This is a genomic window from Salinibacillus xinjiangensis (genome assembly GCF_009649735.1).
Lineage (GTDB): Bacteria > Bacillota > Bacilli > Bacillales > Alkalibacillaceae > Salinibacillus > Salinibacillus xinjiangensis.
Genome location: NZ_WJNH01000010.1, coordinates 28,887 through 51,087 on the forward strand (window position 1 = coordinate 28,887; position 22,201 = coordinate 51,087).

Below are 22,201 nucleotides of genomic sequence, written 5' to 3' on the forward strand. Positions count from 1 at the left end.
TGCCGAGCACACCTACAAGAGAAGCGGTAGCAACCTATCGCTTCTCTCCTCATTTAAACTTTTATTCCAATGCCAAACTAAATATATGCATACTAGAATTATCTGGCAAAACTACTGCCTCCACGGTTTTATCTGGATTAACCAAAACCTCGTCATAAAACACTTGATAACCATATCCAAAGTTTGCAGGTCCAGATTGGGTGTTGCGGTATTCAAACTCTGCAACGACATCAGCTTCTGCTGGTGGAGTTCCAGCCCAATTTGGGAACGAAACAGGCAATTCTTCACTACTTCCATCATTATAAATCACTGTGACAACTCCAGTTTGATCACGGACTCCGATTCCGATAAAACCGAGTAGATTTCCACTATCGGATACACTAATTGCCGCCTTTCCTTTCACATTATCTGGTTCACCAGCCGGGACATCGGGCCATATAAAGGATACTCCATTATGTGTTACCTCTGCTCCAGGTGTTAGACCAACATCAGCAAGCGCCCGAGCTGAAAAACTGTTTCCACTACCATCAAGATTTCCTGGTTCAGGGTTTGAGTCATCCGTGATGCCAATGTTATTAAACGCTTCCATTAGTTTATGATGGAGAACTGATATATCTACCGATAACTGAGAATCAAGGACATGCTCCTCTCCATCAACCATATAGGTGGCTAAAGCTTTCAGATCATGCGTCCCTACACCGGCATCATCAGGAGGAATAACTTTCCAAGTGAATTCCGTTTCTTCCTGTGGACTTAAATCTCGTTCATCTGCAGATATAGCTTCAGCTGTCCAACCATCAGGTACTTCAAGAGATACCTGGACATCCAATAGATTTTTTTCCTCTCTATTTTGGAATAAGCCAGTCACTCGAACCGGGACACCAGCTGGAACTTCTTGAAGTTTTGTATTTAGCGATAATTCTTGTGGAGTATTTTCGAAAATGATTCGTGGGCGTAAGTTCGGGTCAAGTTGATTATTGGAACCATAAACGGCAAAATTTTCTCCACCCGGGGATTCGACTCCATAAATGCGAATGGATAATTTATCTTCCCCATTTTCCAACGCATCTTTCACATATTTTGTCACATCAATTTCCAGTCCATCCGTATTCGGAATCCACTCAGCTATTGTAATTCCGCTTGGTTCTGGTTTGGTGTTCCACGTTAAGCTCTTTTCGCTCCAATCATCTTTGACTAACTCGACGGCCTGTTTTTTAACATCAGTTCCAACCCGGATGACTGGGAGTTTAATGGTTGCCGCTGTCGGTGTCATAGAAAGAGAGGATAAATCAAACTTCATATAAGCTTCCCTTGTATAAGAACTACTTCGGTCTAATTTCACATCAATTTCAGTGTTTTGAAAATAATTTTCATCAGCATAGTTTCCTCCTCTAACGAAGGAATCCTCACTTGAAAATGAACGAGTGGCCCCTTCTGGTAACTTAGGCAACGGGTCAAAGTGGTAAATTTCCAAACCTACTGGCATTCTCATAGGAAGTTGTACTTCTCCACCTCGTACTTCATAGATTGCTTGTCCAGTTATAGCTGTGTTCCAAGGTAAATGAACATCTTGAGGAATGGTTACTTCATACTTCGCTCCATATGAAGTTCCAGGTTCAACTTCTACTGTCTCGTTTTTATTCACCCGTTTTACCGTCCATCCATTTGGCATATTTAATGAAAATTTTACGTTTTTTAATGTACGGTCTCCTGAGTTCTCTATGACCGCTGATAATTGAAATGTTCTTCCAACATCAATAGCCTTTTCGCGATAAACGAGAGTAGCATTTACCTCCCCATCGGAAGACTTATGAAGGGTAGACAGCCTACTATTGATCTTTTCCAACAAATCCATAAACTGTGAAGTTATATTTTTCGTAATGTGACCAGCCTTTACTTGCTCAGACAACCATTTCTTTAATTTTTCAACTGTAGTTAGTGCTCGTTCTAAAGACGAATTAAACTTTTTCTGATGTTGGTCTAAATAAGATGTGCGTGCATCCTCAATTTCACCTTGAAGGTCCTTGATGACGGTTTCGATATGATTCCTCTTGCCATTCTCAATGGTTTTAGATCTCGATAAATCGTGGATAAGTGATTGAACCATTAACTCAAGTTCTTCAAGCTCTCCAACAATTGGGTCCGCCTCATCTGACGTATAGGCCCGATCTGTTACGTGAAAAACTCCCTGCTTTTTAATCCATTTAGCAAGGTAAGACAAACCAGCAATCTGAGCAATTCTTTCTTCACGGAGCCTATAATTACTTTCATCTAAACCATCATAGCTATGGCCGTCTTCAAATCTTTCTTGCATAGCAAGGGCTTCGCGAATATGAAGGTTTTCCCACGTCGATGCCGGAGTACTGCTTAGGTTATCAAAGCCAAAAGCATTCGCTAGAACATCAGCTTGGCCGAAATAAAGCGGAAACTTTGTCCCCCAGTCGTTTCCTTCTGGATAATAAATATCGGATGAGCCATCGCGGTAAATCGTTCCACCAGGTGAGTTGTAATGAGATGTAGGAAACTCTTTGTCGACTAAAGCATTGTAGATAATATCTGTGTTGTGGAAAGCTGCCTCTGGCGTAAACTGACCTGCAAGCGAGGAGGTAAGAGCGACATTCACACTCTGATCAAAAGCAAGCATATAGATGGGATGCAAAAATCCATGGTTAATGACGGTCCCATCGTTTTCAATATTCGATCCATTCAATACTTCCTTCAGGACACGACCATTTACAACTTGGTCACTTCTAAGATCTGCAGGGCGAGCATATGCCGCAATTAATAAATCGACCAAATTATTTTGCCATTCTTTCCAATTGGGATGATTTGGCATCATGGCCGTAGCAAGGCCTAATAGACTAGCCCATGATGAATTTTCTTCGGATTGGGTATTGCCACCGTAAACAATTTCCCCTTCTTTATTTTTGTAATAACGTGGGGACGGAATTCCATCCGCTTCTGATTCGATCATGTTTCGAATTTTGTCTTGGTCTTGGGATTCTATATCTTCCCAAAGTAACCAACCAGCAAACCCGGTGTAAAAACTCCATAATGGAGTCTGCCAATGGTTTTCTGAGCCACCCCAACCACTTGATGAATTGACACGATGATGATGTGCTAATGAAGTAATGACATGAATAGCACGTTTCCGGGCAATCTCTTCTGAAAGTCCCACCACTTCTGAATCAAACGAACCAGTTGCAATAGCTACTGATGCACCCAATGCAGCCATACTAGGTCCACGGATATGAACTTCAGATGTTCCCCCAAAATTAATATATCCATCTACCTCATCATATCCATTTTCTAGATACCATGTATTTAAAATGTATTTCGTAGAGTTGAGCATAACGTCCTCTAACAACTGTGCATCTTTACTTGTTAGCTCTTCTTTTGAAATGGATGACCAATCAATAGGAACGACTGATCGATTGTTTTTCGTGTCATCCGAACTTTCACCATGTGAAGTCGCGAATGACTGTGTACTAAACATGGACATAAGTAGGGTTAAGATCATAATACTAGTTAAAAACCGAAAATGATTTTTCTGCATAGGCAATCCTCCATAATGTTCGGAATTTTTAATAAATTATAAACCTATCATAATCGTAGCACTGAGGTATATACCTGTCTATAGTTGTTTGGACCTATAAAATGCGCTGGAATATTAGCTTTGGTAAGAGAGATAGACAAAAGCACTTGGTCGGCTCATGGTATAAATAACACTTCCCACGTTGTATCGATATCTTTCAATTTCATTATTCCGCATATTCTAAAGAGTTCTATATTGTCTATTCAGATGTATCCTAATAATGTTGTGGTTAATGGAAAGATAATTGAGGTGTTGAAGTGACTTTAAACTCCTTCAAAAGGTGTTAGGCACCACAATTAGACATTTGTCCATTTGTGGTGCCTGCAATTCAAATCCAATAATTTATTATCATCATTAGAAGTTCAGAAATAGCTTTTGTTATGCAAATTGACCCCTCATGCCCCTTAAATACACTCTACATAATTTTGTGTTATATAATGAAAAAAAACGAGACAAAATTTTCAATAATCCAACTTTTATCTCCCTGAAACTACTTCAAGTTCTTTAGTATGCCTCTTCCTCTTTTCCCCTGTCACCCCAAAGAAAGCAACTAACCCAATAAACGAACAACTAAATAAAATCGTCGCCATCGGAATTGCGGTTGTTTCATCAATTCCAACAATTGGAGCGACCATTGCCCCAACAACTAGAGGAAGCATGCCTAAGAATGCACTAGCACTTCCTGCACGATGGCCTTGATTTTTCATGGCTAACGTAAACGTACTCGTTAAGATAATTCCAATGGATAACATATGGATAAAAATCGGTATAACAATCATAAATAAAGGTCCTTTGATAATCGCCATGGAAAGTAAAACGGCATTCGCACAAGTAGAACCTAAGACTCCCACACGTAGGATGCTTCTTTCCTCAAAAATATCACTCAAGCGTCCAACTAAATAACTACCGGTTATGATCGCTAACCCATTGATCCCAAACAAAATACTAAATGCTTGTGGGGAGACGTGATAGATATCTTGATAGACGAATGGCGTTCCCGCAACATAGGCAAAGCTTCCACCTTGAATGCAGCCAACGACAATCGCATATCCGATAAAGGATCGATCCTTTAGTAAGCCTCCCATTGTACGAAGAGAGTTTCCTAGTGAACTAGGTTGTCTTTTTTCCTCTGGTAACGTCTCTTTTAATTTAAAAGCAACAACAAATACGATCGCAACACCCAATATGCCTAAAAAGACAAAGATAGTATGCCATGAAGCAAAAGGTAACAATAACAATGTACCTCCACTAATCGGAGCTATCATCGGCGCTGTTGCGTTAATCACCATTAGTAAAGCAAAAAATTTCGTTAATTGTTTTCCTGTGAACACATCACGAACCACCGCACGGGATAATACAATTCCCGCTGAAGCCGTAAAGCCTTGTAAAAACCGCCCAATCACTAAAACGATAATATTCGGGGCAAGTGCACAAAGAATAGAAGCTAATGAAAATAAACTAATAAAGATCAATATCGGTTTTCTTCTACCCTTTGCATCACTGATTGGCCCAACAATAAGCTGCCCAATAGCAAGCCCGATTAAGCACGCAGTTAAACTTAATTGAACGAGTGATTGCTGAGCATTCATATCCTCCGCAATTTCCGGAAAACTCGGTAAGTACATATCAATATTAAATGGTCCCAACATGCATAGCATACCGAGTAACAAAGCCAATCCTAAGCGTTCTTTCCCAGTTGGATTTTGTATAATTTCATTACGTTTCTCGTGTTGAATAACAAACCCCTCCTTAATCTAATCCATTATAATGGATTCGGGGGGTTAAGTATAGAAATATACAATCATTATTTACAAAGTACCTAGAATGAAATCATCATATTTGACAAAACCCAGCCAGTGACAGGCGCCAATTCAATTACAGGCACCAATTCAATACTACCTCTGAAGTTTATTTATTAACCTGTCTAGTTCTTGACTAATCCATAACGTTTCTTTATGGTGTAGGCCTTTTGTTAACCCTAACTCTATCATTTTCTTTCGTTTCGCATAAATCTTGTTTTGTAATTCTTTCTCTTTCAAATGGTTCATGGTCTCTTTACTCCTTTGTGAATAAACCTATCTGAATAAAATGAGATAAATATAATGGTAATAATTTCTCATTAAAATTCAACAGATAACCATGTGGCAAGTAGCCACACAAGATACGCTTAATATTTGCTAAACTTTATTTCAATACTTATAGTAGTTAAAGTATATGTACTAGTTAAGTGAGATTGGAGGAGAGATATGAAAAGAGAATGGTTGATCCAATTTCGCAAATCCAAGGAAATGACCCAAGAAAAAGTAGCTTCTGATGCTTTTATTGATAGAGGCTATTATTCACAAATTGAAACGGGAAAGCGTGACCCTGGAATTAATGTTGCCATTAACATTTCGAAAGTATTAGACTTTGATCCATTGATGTTCTTTCAAGAGCAATTCAGTGCCAACCCTCAGCAAGGAGCTCCATTAAAAGGAGGGATAACCGAATTCTTTAAAAAGAAAAGCAACGGACGAGTAATATATTTATACAATAATAAAGAAAGTTATCTTTACCAGGCTATTACTTTTTTACTAACAGGAGTAGAGACAAAAAGTTTTCGAATAATGATTGATGATCGTAATAACATTAATCAAATACAACAAAGTCTGCAAGCCATGTTAACAAAGGATGAAATGTGCAATTCAATATTGTTTATTGACCATGACGAGTTTTTTGATTATGAGCCAGAGAAGGCAATTCAGTATGTACAATCACAGTTCAAAGGTAAACGCTCTATCGGAATTTGGCTGCGTGATGAACAGTTTTGCTTTCCAATGAATTGGTTATACATGATAGAGAATGACATAAAGGCAAAAGGAAACGAGTTAGATTATGAAAGTATAAAATTGATACGATGCTACAATGCAACTAAGATTTCAGCAGGCGACCATATCAAAATGATGCGAATATATCCGTTTTTAATGACAGACTATGAAATAGTAAATTCGCCCATCTATCTTTCTAGTAATAACTCAAAGGTCTCTCCTTCCCTATTTCTACAAGAAAAAAGTACAAAACAACAAGATTGACTTTATATGATAAAAAGGTGATAGTATGAAAGATTTGATTTCCTTAACTAATAACTTAATGATTCATAATTCTGCACATATCCTATATTTTTATGAAGATAACCAGTATTATCTTCAAAACTTGATATCCTATATTAATGAAGGAATAAAAAGAAATCACCACATCATCGTAATAGAAGAATTACCATTTTGGAAAGAAGTTCAGAAAAGGGTTCACAAAGACAAGCACAAGTATATCCATTTTGTGGACAATCAACAATATTATCAATGTTATGGAGACTTCAACATTCACCATATTATTCAAAGTTTTAGTGACCTGTTAGAGCCATTATTAAATGAGAAGTTGGAGGTTCGTACGTGGGCACATGTAGATTGGAAAAAGCAAGATAATATCATAGAGAAACTTGATGAATTTGAATGTCTTGCGGATTGTAGCGTGAAGAATATGGGGTTAATGTCAGTATGTGCATATGATGCCACAAAAGTCTCCGCATCTATTCAGACGAGGTTAATGCGAAGTCATGAGTACCTGATGACCGATCAAGAGCTTGTACAATCGTCTTTATATTCAATTCAACACCATCATATGTAGATAAAAAACAACAGGTTAGAGGATTGCATGATGAAAAACATATTAATTGTTGATGACTCAAGTTTTATGCGGAATTGGTTGAAAAATATAATTGGTAAACAGCTTAGGGAATTTCAAGTTGTGGCTGAAGCAAAAGATGGTTTAGAAGCTATTGAAAAATATGAACAATATTGACCTGATATTGTTCTACTCGATATAACCATGGACCAATTAGATGGTATATCAACGCTGAGAGGTATTATCAGCTTAGACCCTGAAGCAAATATAATCATGCGTTCATCTTTAGGAACGGAACAAAATATGAAATCCGCATATGATGCAGGTGCGAAGGGGTTTATTGTAAAACCACATTTAGCTGGATTAATAGAAGAAATAAGAGGGGCTTTGAAATAGTTAAGGTCTGTATGGATATGCCCCTTAACATGAAATAGTTTGGTAAGGTCAAGTTTTTGCGTGTTTAATACTTTTCACTCCCAAGGATTAAGAAGTTTCTTATCTCTTCAATATTGAGCCCATACGCTTTGGCTTCTTGGATTAAGTATATCCAATCAGGATCTAAATTCTCTTCTGAAACTGTATTTTCTCTATCAAACACGCCTCCCCACCTCCTCTTGAACGTATATCCTCATCCATTTCATTTATTATAGAGCAAGATTAATTCATTTTCTGTAATCTATTTCACAAACTTAGCTTTCTATTGTCAATTAGTAAGTGAAGGAATAGCCTGCTGATTGACTTTTATCGTTTTTCTCCCTGCACTACAGATATATCCTCTATCTTTAAGGTAGCGCATATTTGCTGAAACAGCTTCCCTTGTTACCCCTAACATATTGGCAATTTCCTGGTGAGATAAAGGGAATGGTATATCTACAAAGCTCTGTCCCTTTTTCCCATATGTATCTGCCATGGAAAAGAGTAAATGCATCATTTGCTCCCTCACACTACCAGTTGCAATTATTTCAAGCATTTTTTCCCTTTCTCTTAGTCTATCAGATAATAGCTCCATTGCTTTATATATTAACGAAGGATATTCCTTCAATAAAACATGAAAATCTGCTTCTGAAACAGAGCAAAGATGGACATCAGAAATCGTTTCTATATAAACATTTTCTGTCCCCAAAGAAAATGAGCGTAAAGTTCCATAAGTACTATACGGCCCTAGCAGACTGTGTGTAAACATTCTGCCATCTTTATTTATGCCATATATTCGTACAGCTCCTTCTTTTACAAAGAAAAGGCCATTTTTCGTTGTTTCTGGAGTTTGAATCAGATTGCTCTTTCGGATCTCTTGATGATCAATATATGATGAAAATATTTTCAAATCATCCATTGGTAAAAATTCAAAAAAACCAATTTTAGATAAATACCACATTTTATCTAGAGATTGCTCTGACTTCATCCAATCACCCCATCTTTTATACTACTATAGCCATATAATATGATAACATATAACTTGCGCTTGATTTCTTAATTTTGGAATTATTTGAAAAATTAATGAGTTATTAATACCTCATTAGGTAAATTTTAAACCTTTTGTGTTAAATTGATATAATAATATCCTAATTTCAAAGTCGCTTTAAAACACATCTCGTAATATCCTCTTGTACTAAACAAACGAATGAATATTTACAAAAAAGGATCCAACTCTATTTAAATAGATTGGATCCTTTCGTCATATTATTCATTTTCTCTAGCCCTTTGTGTATCACGAATATTTTTCTGAATCGTAATGGCTGCAAAAATACTGAGAACAAAAGACATTCCATAAAAACCTTTTTCACTTAATGTAATACTTCCAGCGTTATATAACCCAATTCCCATTAAAGAGATGGCTATAATTAAGGCGAACCAACTAATCCCGTAATAGATGCTTGTCACTGGAACACCCTCTTCTTTATCTCGTACCGCTTTTTGCAAGGACACAGAAGCATAAAGACCAAACACTAACACCGCGAAATAATATCCTTTTTCATTCAACTGCATGTCTGCGTTATATAGCCCAATCAAATAAGCAATCACACCTATGAACAACGCGGACCAAGCTGCCCCCTTAAACGCAGCTGTCGGCTCACCTTCCACTCTCTGTTTTTCAGGCAAAGGTTTTTCTATTTCCTCTTTTTCAACGATGGCCTCATTTTCATTAGACACTGCCTTCTCCCCCCTTTGTTCGTTTTAACAAAATTCTTCTACAGTGCTTGTTACATCCATAATAGCATATTTTGCCAATGTAATTGACGGAAAATTTTTAATGCTTGAGTTACTCTCGAAAACTCCCCTTCTTACCATCCGTAACGTCCGGTATTTCAATTCTTTCCACAACTGTTTACTCCTCTAATGGTGTTGATTTTATTAAATCTGTAACCATAGACTTCATTTCACCATAAGTATTGCAGTAGCCATCAATGTTTTTCTAAATGTATACCCCCTCCGTATGCGGGTATGTCCAGTTTTTGAGTTATAACAATCAATTTTTTCGAAAAAGTTATATCTTAAGTTGGGGCTCTGTTATGGAACCCGTCTATTATGCTATTAATCACGTCAGATTATATGTTTATTCCGTCAGTTTTTGGAGAATCCGGTCAACATGCAGATGATTTACGTCTAATCATTTTAGCGGAAAAAGCATTCCGTCTCTTGGATGAGCATTCATGTCAATAGCAGCAGAATTCCTGTCCTTTCAGCTACTATTCTAGTTGACTATCAACGTAATCACGTCTTTTTCCCTCATATTCCCGTCCACGCCCTATCATCCCGTCAACTCGCGGCATCATTCCCGCCACTATTACAGGTAATGCCGTCAAATGCACACCTATTCCCATCCGTCTACACCAGAACTGTCCCATAAACAAAAAAGGCCATGAGCCCAGCTCATGACCTTTAATACTACTTCTTAAAACCAATTTATAGGTTCAGGTTTAAGATTATGCATAATATGCTTCGTTTCAGTATATTCCTCAATTCCTTGTTTTCCAAGTTCACGTCCAATACCAGACTGCTTAAATCCGCCCCATGGTGCATGTGGGAAGTAGAGGTTGAATTCATTAATCCAAACGGTACCCATGCGCATCTTTGCGACACAACGTTCTGCTTTTACGATATCGCTTGTCCAAACGCCACCCGCAAGTCCGTAGATAGAGTCATTAGCTAGCTTTACTGCTTCCTCTTCTGTACGGAATTTCTCAACGGTGATCACAGGACCAAAAGCTTCATCTTGAACAATATTCATATCTGTTGTGCAGTCTGTGAAAATCGTTGGTAAATAGAAAAATCCGTTTTGTAGTTCTGGGTCTTCCGGACGGCTACCACCAACTGCTAATGTCGCGCCTTCTTCAATACCCATTTCTACATACTTTTCAACCTTCGCAAGGTGCTCAGCTGAAATGAGTGGGCCCATTTGTGTATCTTCATCAAATCCGTTACCTAGCTTGAATTTTTTCACTCGCTCTACAAGTGAGTTCACGAACTTATCATGAATACTTTCTTCTACTATTAATCTAGTACCAGCAGAACAGATTTGTCCAGCATGGAAGAATACCCCGTTTAATGCTTGATCAACAGCTGTCTCAAAGTCTGCATCAGCAAAAATGATATTAGGGTTTTTCCCGCCAAGCTCAAGTGCAAGCTTCTTCACGTTAACGCTTGCCGCTTGCATGATTTTCTTGCCAGTCACAATTCCTCCTGTAAACGAGATCAAATCCACATCAATATTACTAGAAAGCTCTGCACCAACTGTATGACCAGCACCAAGAACTAGATTCGCTACACCAACAGGTACTCCCGCCTCTTCCATCAGCTCAAACACTTTAATGGTAGTAAGTGGTGTAATCTCACTTGGCTTCATAATTAGCGTATTACCTGTAGCCAAGGCTGGGGCCAATTTCCAAGATGCTTGGAGTAATGGATAATTCCAAGGGGTAATTTGACCACAAACTCCAACAGGCTCACGGACTACTTTACTAATAGAGTTTGGCACCGGAGAGTCAATCAGTTCCCCACCATCTTTATCTGCAAGTTCTGAATAATGACGAAATACACCTGCGATATCATCCATATCTCCGCGGCTTTCCTCAACCGTTTTACCCGTATCTAAAGATTCTAATCTAGCAAGCTCCTCTTTATCTCTTTCTATTAATTCAGCAATTTTCCTTACAATATGTCCGCGCTCGGTTGCAGGAGTGGATGACCATTCTCCGCTATCGAACGCCGCTCTCGCCGCAGCAATTGCCGCTTTTGCATCCGTTTGATCACCTTCTGGAACAGTAGCAATCACTTCCTGGTTAAAAGGGTTAATAATATCACGCGTATTCCCTGAATTTGCACCAACCCATTTACCATCTATGTATTGTTGTTTTATACTCATTCTATCAACTCCAGTTTTCAGACTAAATTTAGTTTGTTAAAAATTTATTTAACGTTTTTAATGATGGTAACATTTCTTTTGAAGACTGTCAAAGATTAATCATGTATAACAAAAAGTTTAAAAAGAAATAGAATCAGCTAGAATAGTAGTGGATACTAAGCTAGTCGACATTTAAAAAAGATATAATCCTGTTTTTCCATTTGACATTTAATCTGAACACGTTAACATAAATGTTGTGAAAAAAATTTTAAAAATATTTAACACGCTTTACTTTACATTGAGGGAGCGATTTTATGAGTGAATCTACTGAAAAATCCAAAATGAAAATAGAGGAAGCCAAAGATAAAGTTATTGGAGCAATTGCAGAGACAATGGATTTATATGGTGTAACACCATCTGCTGCAAATTTATATGCAACCATGTACTTTAAGGATCAAATGACGCTTGATGAAATGCGTTCAGAACTTGAAATGAGTAAGCCGAGTATGAGTACTAGTGTCCGAAAGCTTCAAGAAATCGAGATGGTTAAAAAAACATTTACACGCGGTTCTAGGAAACATACCTATATAGCTGAAAAAAACTTCTTCCGTTCCTTTATGGTGTTTTATTGTCAAATGTGGGAACGAGAAGTAAAAATGAACATGGAAGCAATCAAGGAAGCGCAGGAAGATTTAATAAATGTCATAAAAGAATCCAGCGAACCAGACGTCGTTACAGAGGCAAAAAAATACTATGACCAATTAGAAGAATCTAAAACATACTATAATTGGTTGGAAGACTTAGTTGCAAGTATAAGAAGTGGTAAGATTTTTGAGTTTTTGCCTAAAGGTGATGAACAGGAATAAATTGAAAAAAGTTATTGAGTAGTCTATTAAGGATCAACTATAGACTACTCAGTATATGGATGTTACACTTGCCTCTTTAAAAATAAGAGGTAGGTTTATTGCAATTTTGTTGTTAAAATATTTCCAAACAAAATTAATGTTTGGAATGTTTTAAATATATATAGAAATAATAAAGGAGAGTTTTACAACATGAACAAATGGAAACAAAATCTTAGTTTCATCTTAGCACTACTAATGGCTGTTGTATTAACAGCATGTGGCGACACTAGCGGGAAATCAAACAGCGATCAGGCAAATGCTGAAACAGAGGAAAGTAAGGGAGAAATATCGATTGGCCAAATTAACTGGGCTGAAAATATTGCCGTAACAAATTTATGGAAAGCCATTTTAGAAGATAAAGGGTATAACGTGGAATTACAGGTGTTGGACATCGGTATTATGATGCAGGGGTTAGAAAGCGGCGAGCTAGATGCTGCATTAGAATTATGGTTACCGGTCCAAGATGCTGTTTATTATGAGGAATATAAAGATACCGTTAACTTCGCAGAAACTGCTTGGTTTGATAATGCCAAGGTAGGACTTGTTGTTCCAACTTATTTAGAAGAAATTAATAGTATAGAAGACTTAAATGAACACAAAGAAATGTTTAATGGAGAAATTGTTGGTTTTGAACCTGGTGCAGGTACGATGAAGGTTACGGAACAATTGATTAAAGATTATAATCTTGATTTGGAATTACTGCCAAGCTCTGAACCAGCCATGTTAGCGGAGATTGGTAAAGCAGTAGAAAATGAAGAACCGATTGTGGCACCACTTTGGAGTCCACACTCCGTATTCTCCAAATATGACTTAAAATTCCTAGAAGATCCGCAAAACACATATGGTGGTGTCGAAAAGATTTACCATGCTACAAGACAAGGTTTTGGAGAAGATCATCCAGAAGTGAGCAAGTGGCTTAACAATTGGAAGATGAATGACAAACAAATTGGTGAGCTTATCGCTTATGTAGAAAATGCTGAAGAACCACTTGATGGAGCTAAGAAATGGATTAAAGAGAATCAAGAATTGGTTGATGAGTGGGTAAAATAAGAAGTAAGTAGTTTAGTTTTGGAGTACAAATAATTATGTATTATAAAATGAGCGTTGATTCAACGCTCATTTTTTATTGTAGTAAAACAATGAATTTTAGTCATTTGACGTTGAAGAGGTTATTCTTAAATAGTATCCATCGGGGTCAATTATTCTAAAATCCTCCAATCCCCAAGGTCTTTTAGTCAATTTGGTATGGATTGGATATTCTTTTGCAACTACTTTGTCATAAATAGCTTTTACATCTTCCACTTCTAAGACTATTTCAACTCCTAAACCGATTTGATGACCCTCAGTCGCTTTAAGAGGATGATTTTTAAGTAAATTTTTCATTTCCCCTAAACCTAACACTACATCATCTTTTCTAACAGGTACGTATTTTTTATTTATATCCTTTGGCAAGCTAAAACCTAACACATTACTATAAAACTCCATTGACTTTTCTATATTCTTCACGAACAATTCCATTCTTAGTTTCATTTTTTCCCCTCTCAAACGGCTATTACAAAGCATTAGTTGAAGAATACTATTAATTATTTTTAGAACAATGAATAGTACCGATTAGCATTAAAACAGCCATAGAGAACCCAACTGTAAAAACAGGTATAGGAATAAACCTTGAGTAAATGATACCAACTGTCCCTAATAGTCCAGATAAAATAAACCAGTAAATGAATTTTGTATCTTTGGTTTCTTTTGTGTTCATTACTGCATCCAACACGACCAATACATAAAATCCAGGATAAAACATCGCAAATTCATAATTTACTACTGATAATGCTTCCTTATGTAATCCATTCATATCTAAATAAAGTGCCTGATTTAGATGGGATAGACGATTTATAGAATGTTCTATAATTAAAAATGTGATGGATTTAATGTATTGACGATTGAATAACTGACCAAGCCCTGGCATCACTATGCTTAATAAAGCTGTTCTTATTCTCATGTTTCTCACCAAAAATAGCTTTCCCTAAAAGAAAGATAGAACATACATTTTTTAACATTGCTCCTCTTTACTTCAATAAAAAAGGAGCGATTTCCTTCTTTAAAATTGTCCCATTAGCTTAATATTATAAATTAACTTTTAGAAACCCAGTTTCTTTTGGAAAATCATTTCTGCTGAGTTTTCGACCAGTAATAAGTTGTCTATAAGACGTTATTGTTCCATCGTGTGAAACTATGTATATTCTTTTGTTTCCAATGTGCTTACACCATTCTAAAAATCCTTCTGCTATAACCTTAAACTCTTTTTCGGGTAATTTATTTATCCCTTTTAACCACCATTCATTTGAAAGTTCTTCTTCAAGGTAAAAATCATTAAAATCATCTTTTATTAGTTCTTTTGTTAGGATTTCATCACAAGGAAGTGTTTGCCATTCTGGATTTTGAGGAAACATTCTTGGAGATACTAACGGACTAACTATTTTTTGACACTTTATTCCTTCACTCCAAATTCGTGCTGTTTGTAAGGTTCTTCTAATTGGACTAACTATAATTACATCTGATTGCGATAAAGGAAAATGATTTTTTAAAGTTTTGGCTTGAATTATTCCTTCCTCTGTTAATGCAGGGTCTGGAGTATGTAGACTTTTAGGTAAATCTAAAGTGTGTTCCCCTTGTCCGTGTCTAATAAATACTATTTCCATTAAACTCCCCCTTGTTCATAACTTACTCTTATTCCAATAACCTGCCTTGTAACAAATAAAGGCTTGTATCCATTGTTCAGATAAGCCCCCATTAGTTTAATTATTTTGATGTTTTTTTGAATTAAACAATAAAGTCAGCGATACTCCTGATGAGAAAAATAAACAAATATAGTAATACGTTGAAACTGGATAATCCCAAACCATTTTACCTAATACAGTGTATAGAAAAAGCATTATAGTAACAATAAACATTAACGCTTGTACAAAATTCGCTTCATCACCCCCTACTTGTTTTACTATAACAATCCATAAAAACTTATTGAGTATTACTGCTCTTTACTTCAATAAGCAAAAGAGCATTACCGTTGTTACAGGAACGCCCCCGTTAGCAGAATAAAGCTAACCTTTATTTATTTCAAACCATTCATTTTCTAAAATACTCATTTCCCATAAATTCCAATACTCATTACCTATTTTTCTTGCGTCTCTGAATAATCCCTCTTTTATAAATCCTGACTTTTCATAACAAGCAATTGCAGAGGAATTGAAGTCAAACACTCCGAGACTAACTCTATGTAAGCGAAGTTCATCGAATGCAACTTTAAGAATTTCTGTCATCATTTGTTGACCTATACCTTTTCCCCTTACATTCTTATCACCAACTAAAACTTTTCCAACTCTTGCTGATTTGTTTTTTCTATCAACATTCCCTAACGAAATATGTCCTATGACTTTCCCAGTTTCCTTTTCTATAACGCTATAAACCAATGTATTAGAATTGTCACTATTGGCATTGTTGAGGTAGTTTTCTAATTGCTGTTCATCTAATGGAAAACTAAAATTAGGACCTCCCCATTGAAGTAGAAACTCTGGTGTTTCAATCCAATCTATTAGATGTTGGAAATCTGAACGCTCGAAAAATTTTAATTCAATCATAATAAAGTTCCCCTCGTTTCTTTTGTTCCATACAGAGTATCGTGTCATATTTAACGGAGTTTTTTGTTCCATTAACCTGCCCTTTAACACAATAGGAGCTGCCACCGACAACTTCTTATTCAATATTTGCACCCGTTAGCGACACAAGGACAGAAATATTTTGTCCCCAAATATTTCCGTTTTATTAAGTAACTCGGTTAAAATCTTCGTTTATCAATCCATATACATAATGATCAACATACCTATCATATAAAAATTCCGAACTTCGGATACAACCTTCTTTTTGAAAACCAAGTTTTTTTGGAATAGCTTGACTTTTGAGATTTTCTGTTGCTGCACGAATCTCTATTCTTTTTAAGTTTAGTACATTAAAACAATATTCAATAACTGATTTACAAGCATTTGTCATTAAACCTTTACCCTGATATTCTTCCCCTAACCAATAACCTAATGAAGTTGATTTATTAGCCCAGTTTATACCATGTAAGCCTATAACCCCTGCTAGTTCACCTTTATACCAAATTCCAGCTTGAAAGCAATTATTATTACTAAATTGCTTCATTGTCCCTTCTATAAACCCTTTTGAATTGCTTTTCTCTTTTATAACATCGACCCAAGGCAACCATTCTCTAAGATAATTTCTTGATTTATCAGTTAAATTGAATAGGTTTTCTGCATGTCTTGGTTCTAGCAATCGTAATTCAGAGTCCTCATTAAGTTTAAAATAAAACATACTTTCTCCCCCTCACTTTTAAAAGTTGATTTTGTTGTAGTAATCTGCCCGTTAGCAAAAGAAGCGACTGCCATGTTCCACAATCGCATCCTTTAATTTAAGTACACTATTTTACATCTTAAGATCATGAAATAAAAAAAAACATTACAAATACTAACGAGGCTCATTAACTTATGCAATCTTTCTTGTTATTTTCGTAAATGGCTCTTGATTCGATTGGAAAAAAGCTAACAAAATACATAAACTTATTGGTACCATTAAACTTAGAAATATATAATTCGCTCCAAAATTTGATGCTATCCAGCCAAGGAGTGGAGCACTTATGACAACAGAACCTTGATTCCCAATCATTCGGTAACTCGCCATTCTACCGTGATACTCTGGATCAGTAGCCATTTGTTGAACCGATTGCAGAAGTACACGAATCCAAGTCGTGCCAAGTCCAATTAGGAAAATTCCCAAAAATGAAAGTGATAATATAGGAGTGACTCCAACGAACAATAAGCCAACTAATACAATGAACAGTGAATAAAGAGCAATTTTACTTTTGACTTTTTTCCACCACCATGTTCCAAATAATCCAGCAAGAACTCCCCCTAATGAGATTGTAGCATCTAATAAGCCATAAATAGTAGCAGACTGAAGCAAATAATCTACTGTATATACTGACAAAAAACCTAAAGTTGTATGGAAGACAAGTTGACCGTTTAACATAATAATAAATAGACCTAGTAAAAACTTATTATTTTTAATATAGAGAAAACCATCAGTAATGTCCTTGCCAATAGAATTTCTTTTAGTTATCGCTTGTTTTTGTTTCACCTTACCTCTAATTAATATCAACGAAAGCGAAGAAATAGCAAAGCTTCCAGTTACGATTAACATAGAGCCCGAAACAGAAATAAAGCTAATAATAAGCCCCCCGACTGAAGCTCCAAGTAATCCTCCTACAATTGCAGCAGACGATGATTGAGAGAATACTTTTGGTAAATACTCTTTATCAAAACATTCTGCAATGAAAGCTTGTATGGCTGGACGAAATAATGAGCCAGAAACCTGCAAAATCATATGAACACCAATTATTAACCAAGGGTCTACCTTATCAATTACAAAAAAGAACAATAATAATGCCATTGAAAAAGTACATAATAGGTTAGCTAAAATCGATAGGTTTTTTCGATTAAATCTATCAACAATAACACCAAAAAACAAATTCAAAACAAGTCCAGGTAAAAAACCAAGACCTACTAATACTCCTGTATATTGTGCATTGTTTGTTAGTTGGTATAAAAGCCAAGTTACTGATACAAAGTACATAGCCCTACTAAATTCAGATAAAAAAAAGGTAATTATTATATTTTTAAAACCTCTCAAAGATCATTCCCCCAGTAGCATAATCAAGGGTTAGGTACACTTTTATAAGTAACTAACCCGATTTTTTTACTTTTCCCACTCTAAAAGTTCCATTCTATTTCCAAAGGGGTCATATAGATAAATTCTGTGTTTTTACTAATAGAATTCAATGTATGTAGTGTTTGATTCGGCTTGTTCCGACTAGAAAAGATTACAATTTTATCAGTGTCATCTTGGAATAAGACCTCTACATTTTCATATCCTTTTTTATTTATTGCCTCTTCAAGTGAAGGTGAATAACAACCAACTAATAAAAGAAACACAAAAAATAAAGCAACAGATTTTTTCAAGTTACTCCCCCATTTCGGTTTAAAGCAATTAAACTCATTAAAATTCGACCATGAATAACCAATTCATTGTTCAACATTACTGCTTCGTTTGTTGAAAAAGAAAATTACAAAAAAGAAGTCTTGGATAAAACCCAAGACCTCTTTCTTTTTTATTTTCGTCGAGCAATCATCATAATTTCCATGTCATTAACAGTCAATGTTTTTTCACTAAAATCGCCAGCCGAACAGCCATATGCAGTTTCCACTTCAAAGCCTTCACTTTCCATTAAAAATTTCAATTCGCGGAAAGTAAAAGCCGTAGTGTATATTTTAACATCTTTTGTTTCACCTTCAGGACTTGTAATTGTATCTTTATCAATTTTAGTGCAGGTATAAACATCGAATTCACTATTATCTGTTATACTTCTGGCAGCACTTAAAGCGTTAATAACAGTTAATATAAATAAAGAACCTGGACGCAGTGCATTATAAACATTTTTTAAAACTTTTCGGTGATTATCTTCGTTACCAGCTAATCCAAAAGCACCTTCACAAAGACAAATCGCTCCATCAAATTCTTGACTAAATTTTAATTCACGAGCATCAGTAACAAAAAATTCTGCTTTAAGTTTTTCATCTTTTGCTACTTGATTAGCATATTTAATAAATTCAGAAGAAATATCAACTCCAACTGAATTAAACCCTCGTCTTGCTAACTCCAAAGAATGACGACCTGGACCACAACCAATATCAAGAATACTAGAATTTTGAGGAAGATCCATGATTTTAACTAAAAAATCCACTTCCTGTTTGGTACCTTTAGTAAATCCATATTCCAGGTAATTTTCTTTGATAAAATCACCAATTTCCTCGAAATAGCTACCATTATATTCGAATGCATCGTTTAATTTATTATCTAATTTCAACGTTTTTCCCTCCATGTATAGTTTAATAACACGGAAGAAATTATTATTCTATTATTCTTCCGTGCCCCTAAAAATGTTTTGATTTCTTCTATTTTCTGCAATCATCAAATTCACTCACTTTCTATAATTAATTAATTTTTATTTTATTCTAATGGTAAAAAATGGTCAAGATAATTATGCGTAATTCAGTATACGAATTGTCTTATTCAACAATCCTGCTTTTTTAATGGAACTAGGGGCAATTCGTTACTAAAGAAAAGCTCCCGTTAATTTAATAAGCGTTTGCTTAGAATATAATATTAAAAATTATTCATCTCATTTAATAGATAGACAAGCCACTCATTTTGAGGAGAAACAATTTGTGGTAAGTTGTCTAATGGAGACCAAAATAATTTAAAGTTGTGATTATCTGCCTCTATCTCCCATTCATCAAGCTGACTATTTGATTGTAGAAAAATTCTTTTAACTAGTTATACAATTTCGATAACAAAAAGCCTTACATTTTAGATTATAATTTCATATAAAAATAGTAGTCCAATTAGGGATACAAATTGCAATTTTGCACTCCAAAACTGAACTACTCAATAAAGGGATAGCTTCTTAATTTATATCAAGAATTCATTGAGCTGTATCCACCGCAGTCGAAACACTCTCCTCTTTCGCACAAGGCCATAAGTGCATAATCTACTTCAAAATCCCTTTTGTCATTTACGTAGCGTTATATGTAGAGGCATCACCTTTCGATTCATCGATTCTTCGATAAAAGTAAATTACATTTAAATGGGGATAGCAAAATCTATCTTCTAACCAAAAAAGGCACCCTATCATTTTAGATAGAGTGCCTTTTGATTGATAAGTATGATTTGGTTTATGCTTTTAATGTCCCAGCATCAGGTGAATGTACGCCATGACGATAAAAGTCAGCATTAATTGGTTCTAAAGGTTTACGTCCAAGAATAATGTCAGATGCCTTTTCTGCCAACATCAAGACAGGTGCATGGATATTTCCGTTCGTCACATAAGGCATTGCAGATGCATCGACTACACGGACATTGTCAAGACCATGAACCTTCATAGTTTCAGGGTCCACGACAGCCATTGGATCTGAAGCTGGTCCCATCTTAGCTGTACAGCTCGGATGAAGTGCCGTCTCAGCATCCTTTGCCACCCAATCCAAAATCTCCTCATCTGTTTGAACGGAAGGACCTGGTGAAATTTCTCCTGAATTGTATGGTGCCATAGCTGACTGAGACATAATTTCCCTTGAAATTCGTACGGCTTCAATCCACTCACGACGGTCCTGTTCAGTAGAAAGATAGTTGTAGACCATGCTTGGATGCTCCTTAGGATCCTTCGAGCGAATCTTCAGTGATCCTCGAGCATCAGAGTACATAGGTCCAACGTGTACTTGGAACCCGTGCTCCGTATCTGCTTTCTTTCCATCATATCGTACAGCTACCGGCAGGAAGTGGAACATTAAATTTGGATAGTCGACATTCTCATTCGAACGAACAAAGCCTCCCCCTTCGAAATGGTTCGTAGCTGCTGGTCCTTTGCGTCCAAGTATCCACTGCAGACCAATCCAAGGCATCTTCAGCTTATTTAAGTTAGGCTGCTCAGAAACCGGTTGTGGACAAGCATATTGAATGTAGGCTTCAAGATGATCCTGAAGGTTTTCACCTACACCAGGAAGATCAACTACTGGTTTAATGCCAAGTGAACGCAAGTGTTCAGCATCCCCCACACCTGACAATTGAAGGAGCTGCGGCGTATTGATTGCACCGCCTGCGAGGATGACTTCACCAGCAGTGACATGATGAGTCTTCCCATTACGTTGATATGTTACACCATTCGCACGAGTACCATTAAAGTCAATACCTGTTACAAATGCACGCGTTTTGACAGTGAGGTTCTGACGCTTCATAGCCGGATGCAGATATGCACGGGAAGGCCCAAACCGTCTACCTTTATATACATGCTTATCAAACGGTGCAAACCCCTCTTGTCGAAAACCGTTCACATCAGGAATTTTCGAATAGCCAGCCTCGACAGCTGCGTCAAAAAAGGCTTGGAATAAAGGGTTAGTGGCTGGTCCGCGTTCCAATTTGAGAGGACCATCGTGGCCACGAAACTCATCGTCTGGATCTGCGGCTAAAGCATTTTCCATGCGTTTGAAATACGGAAGACAATGCGCAAAGTCCCAATTTTCCATTCCTGGGTCTGCTCCCCAACGTTCATAGTCCATTGGATTACCACGTTGGAAAATCATACCGTTAATGGAGCCCGAACCTCCGAGCACCTTTCCACGAGCATGCTTGACACGTCGTCCATTCATGTATGGTTCAGGGTCAGATGCATATTTCCAGTCGTAAAGGCTTTTACCTGCAGGGAACGGCAAAGCGGCAGGCATTTGAATTAATAAGTCCCATGAAAAATCCTTACGTCCTGCCTCTAAAACTAGTACACTGCGTTTCCCATCTGCACTAAGACGGTCACCGAGTACAGAACCCGCACTACCGCCACCTATAATTACGTAGTCATATGTTTGATTCATTTTTAAGTACCTCCTATGATGTTTAGAATTCAATGTGTGATGAAAACTTTATTAACAGCCTTCAATTATTGAAACTAGTTAATTGTTTAATAGGGTCATAAACCCATACAACAGCTTAGGCATTAATACATTAAGAAGGTTATATGTATTCTCTCTATCCGGAATTACC

General features: G+C 36.5%; 23 protein-coding genes. 6 read left to right on the top strand and 17 right to left on the bottom strand.

What is annotated here, in order from left to right; translation table 11 throughout:
- Nucleotides 1-61: 61 nt before the first annotated feature.
- The 3 genes from GH754_RS14845 to GH754_RS14855 all read right to left on the bottom strand — a co-directional run bounded on the left by GH754_RS14845 (nucleotide 62) and on the right by GH754_RS14855 (nucleotide 5,643).
- On the bottom strand, nucleotides 62-3,556 hold the full coding sequence (locus tag GH754_RS14845; RefSeq protein WP_153729474.1) for an NEW3 domain-containing protein: 3,495 nt from the start codon (nucleotides 3,554-3,556) through the stop codon (nucleotides 62-64).
- Nucleotides 3,557-4,071: 515 nt separating this feature from the next.
- A complete protein-coding gene (locus GH754_RS14850; RefSeq protein ID WP_323742053.1) occupies nucleotides 4,072-5,307 on the bottom strand; it encodes a Bcr/CflA family efflux MFS transporter in 1,236 nt (411 codons plus the stop codon).
- A 183-nt stretch (nucleotides 5,308-5,490) separates the two neighbouring features.
- The gene (locus GH754_RS14855; protein WP_153729475.1) at nucleotides 5,491-5,643 is read right to left on the bottom strand and encodes an aspartyl-phosphate phosphatase Spo0E family protein; all 153 of its coding nucleotides are present in this window, start codon (nucleotides 5,641-5,643) and stop codon (nucleotides 5,491-5,493) included.
- A 198-nt stretch (nucleotides 5,644-5,841) separates the two neighbouring features.
- On the opposite strand from GH754_RS14855, the gene GH754_RS14860 reads away from it, so the two are divergent.
- Genes GH754_RS14860 through GH754_RS19735 form a run of 4 tightly spaced genes read left to right on the top strand, consistent with a single transcriptional unit; the run spans nucleotide 5,842 to nucleotide 7,651 of the window.
- A complete protein-coding gene (locus GH754_RS14860) occupies nucleotides 5,842-6,666 on the top strand; it encodes a helix-turn-helix domain-containing protein (RefSeq protein WP_153729476.1) in 825 nt (274 codons plus the stop codon).
- A gap of 25 nt (nucleotides 6,667-6,691) precedes the next feature.
- Nucleotides 6,692-7,258, top strand: coding sequence for an MEDS domain-containing protein (locus GH754_RS14865; RefSeq protein WP_153729477.1), 567 nt, complete (start codon nucleotides 6,692-6,694; stop codon nucleotides 7,256-7,258).
- 30 nt (nucleotides 7,259-7,288) lie between these two features.
- The gene (locus GH754_RS19730; RefSeq protein ID WP_228550282.1) at nucleotides 7,289-7,432 is read left to right on the top strand and encodes a response regulator; all 144 of its coding nucleotides are present in this window, start codon (nucleotides 7,289-7,291) and stop codon (nucleotides 7,430-7,432) included.
- Between the two features lie 6 nt (nucleotides 7,433-7,438).
- Nucleotides 7,439-7,651, top strand: coding sequence for a response regulator (locus GH754_RS19735; protein ID WP_323742054.1), 213 nt, complete (start codon nucleotides 7,439-7,441; stop codon nucleotides 7,649-7,651).
- Nucleotides 7,652-7,715: 64 nt separating this feature from the next.
- Here GH754_RS19735 and GH754_RS14875 read toward each other — a convergent pair whose 3' ends face one another.
- The 5 genes from GH754_RS14875 to betB form a co-directional block, all read right to left on the bottom strand.
- The gene (locus GH754_RS14875; RefSeq protein WP_323742046.1) at nucleotides 7,716-7,853 is read right to left on the bottom strand and encodes an anti-repressor SinI family protein; all 138 of its coding nucleotides are present in this window, start codon (nucleotides 7,851-7,853) and stop codon (nucleotides 7,716-7,718) included.
- A 105-nt stretch (nucleotides 7,854-7,958) separates the two neighbouring features.
- On the bottom strand, nucleotides 7,959-8,657 hold the full coding sequence (locus GH754_RS14880; RefSeq protein WP_153729478.1) for a Crp/Fnr family transcriptional regulator: 699 nt from the start codon (nucleotides 8,655-8,657) through the stop codon (nucleotides 7,959-7,961).
- Nucleotides 8,658-8,935: 278 nt separating this feature from the next.
- Nucleotides 8,936-9,385, bottom strand: a complete 450-nt coding sequence (gene yiaA / locus GH754_RS14885; protein WP_407690675.1) for an inner membrane protein YiaA — start codon at nucleotides 9,383-9,385, stop codon at nucleotides 8,936-8,938.
- 557 nt (nucleotides 9,386-9,942) lie between these two features.
- Nucleotides 9,943-10,077 carry a hypothetical protein gene (locus GH754_RS19830; RefSeq protein ID WP_267206678.1) on the bottom strand — a complete coding sequence of 45 codons (135 nt, stop codon included), beginning with the start codon at nucleotides 10,075-10,077 and terminating at the stop codon, nucleotides 9,943-9,945.
- A gap of 71 nt (nucleotides 10,078-10,148) precedes the next feature.
- Nucleotides 10,149-11,618, bottom strand: coding sequence for a betaine-aldehyde dehydrogenase (betB, locus tag GH754_RS14890; RefSeq protein ID WP_153729479.1), 1,470 nt, complete (start codon nucleotides 11,616-11,618; stop codon nucleotides 10,149-10,151).
- 293 nt (nucleotides 11,619-11,911) lie between these two features.
- Between betB and cudC the strand changes: the two genes are divergently transcribed.
- Both cudC and GH754_RS14900 read left to right on the top strand, forming a co-directional pair.
- Nucleotides 11,912-12,463, top strand: coding sequence for a choline uptake/conversion transcriptional regulator CudC (gene cudC / locus GH754_RS14895; protein ID WP_153729480.1), 552 nt, complete (start codon nucleotides 11,912-11,914; stop codon nucleotides 12,461-12,463).
- A 189-nt stretch (nucleotides 12,464-12,652) separates the two neighbouring features.
- Nucleotides 12,653-13,552, top strand: a complete 900-nt coding sequence (locus tag GH754_RS14900; RefSeq protein WP_153729481.1) for a glycine betaine ABC transporter substrate-binding protein — start codon at nucleotides 12,653-12,655, stop codon at nucleotides 13,550-13,552.
- Between the two features lie 96 nt (nucleotides 13,553-13,648).
- Here the strand turns inward: GH754_RS14900 and GH754_RS14905 are convergent, their stop codons facing one another.
- The 9 genes from GH754_RS14905 to betA form a co-directional block, all read right to left on the bottom strand.
- Entirely contained in the window at nucleotides 13,649-14,032 is a 384-nt protein-coding gene (locus GH754_RS14905; RefSeq protein ID WP_153729482.1) for a VOC family protein, read from the bottom strand.
- Nucleotides 14,033-14,081: 49 nt separating this feature from the next.
- A complete protein-coding gene (locus tag GH754_RS14910; RefSeq protein ID WP_153729483.1) occupies nucleotides 14,082-14,501 on the bottom strand; it encodes a hypothetical protein in 420 nt (139 codons plus the stop codon).
- 124 nt (nucleotides 14,502-14,625) lie between these two features.
- Nucleotides 14,626-15,201 carry a histidine phosphatase family protein gene (locus GH754_RS14915; RefSeq protein ID WP_153729484.1) on the bottom strand — a complete coding sequence of 192 codons (576 nt, stop codon included), beginning with the start codon at nucleotides 15,199-15,201 and terminating at the stop codon, nucleotides 14,626-14,628.
- A 399-nt stretch (nucleotides 15,202-15,600) separates the two neighbouring features.
- Nucleotides 15,601-16,137: a GNAT family N-acetyltransferase gene (locus GH754_RS14920; RefSeq protein WP_153729485.1), complete on the bottom strand. Its 537-nt coding sequence runs from the start codon at nucleotides 16,135-16,137 to the stop codon at nucleotides 15,601-15,603.
- A 184-nt stretch (nucleotides 16,138-16,321) separates the two neighbouring features.
- Entirely contained in the window at nucleotides 16,322-16,870 is a 549-nt protein-coding gene (locus tag GH754_RS14925) for a GNAT family N-acetyltransferase (protein ID WP_153729486.1), read from the bottom strand.
- Nucleotides 16,871-17,041: 171 nt separating this feature from the next.
- Nucleotides 17,042-18,244 carry an MFS transporter gene (locus tag GH754_RS14930; protein WP_153729487.1) on the bottom strand — a complete coding sequence of 401 codons (1,203 nt, stop codon included), beginning with the start codon at nucleotides 18,242-18,244 and terminating at the stop codon, nucleotides 17,042-17,044.
- A gap of 80 nt (nucleotides 18,245-18,324) precedes the next feature.
- A complete protein-coding gene (locus GH754_RS14935) occupies nucleotides 18,325-18,573 on the bottom strand; it encodes a hypothetical protein (RefSeq protein ID WP_153729488.1) in 249 nt (82 codons plus the stop codon).
- A 149-nt stretch (nucleotides 18,574-18,722) separates the two neighbouring features.
- Nucleotides 18,723-19,478: a class I SAM-dependent methyltransferase gene (locus GH754_RS14940; protein ID WP_194841370.1), complete on the bottom strand. Its 756-nt coding sequence runs from the start codon at nucleotides 19,476-19,478 to the stop codon at nucleotides 18,723-18,725.
- A gap of 868 nt (nucleotides 19,479-20,346) precedes the next feature.
- The gene (betA, locus tag GH754_RS14945) at nucleotides 20,347-22,032 is read right to left on the bottom strand and encodes a choline dehydrogenase (protein ID WP_153729490.1); all 1,686 of its coding nucleotides are present in this window, start codon (nucleotides 22,030-22,032) and stop codon (nucleotides 20,347-20,349) included.
- Nucleotides 22,033-22,201 lie beyond the last annotated feature (169 nt).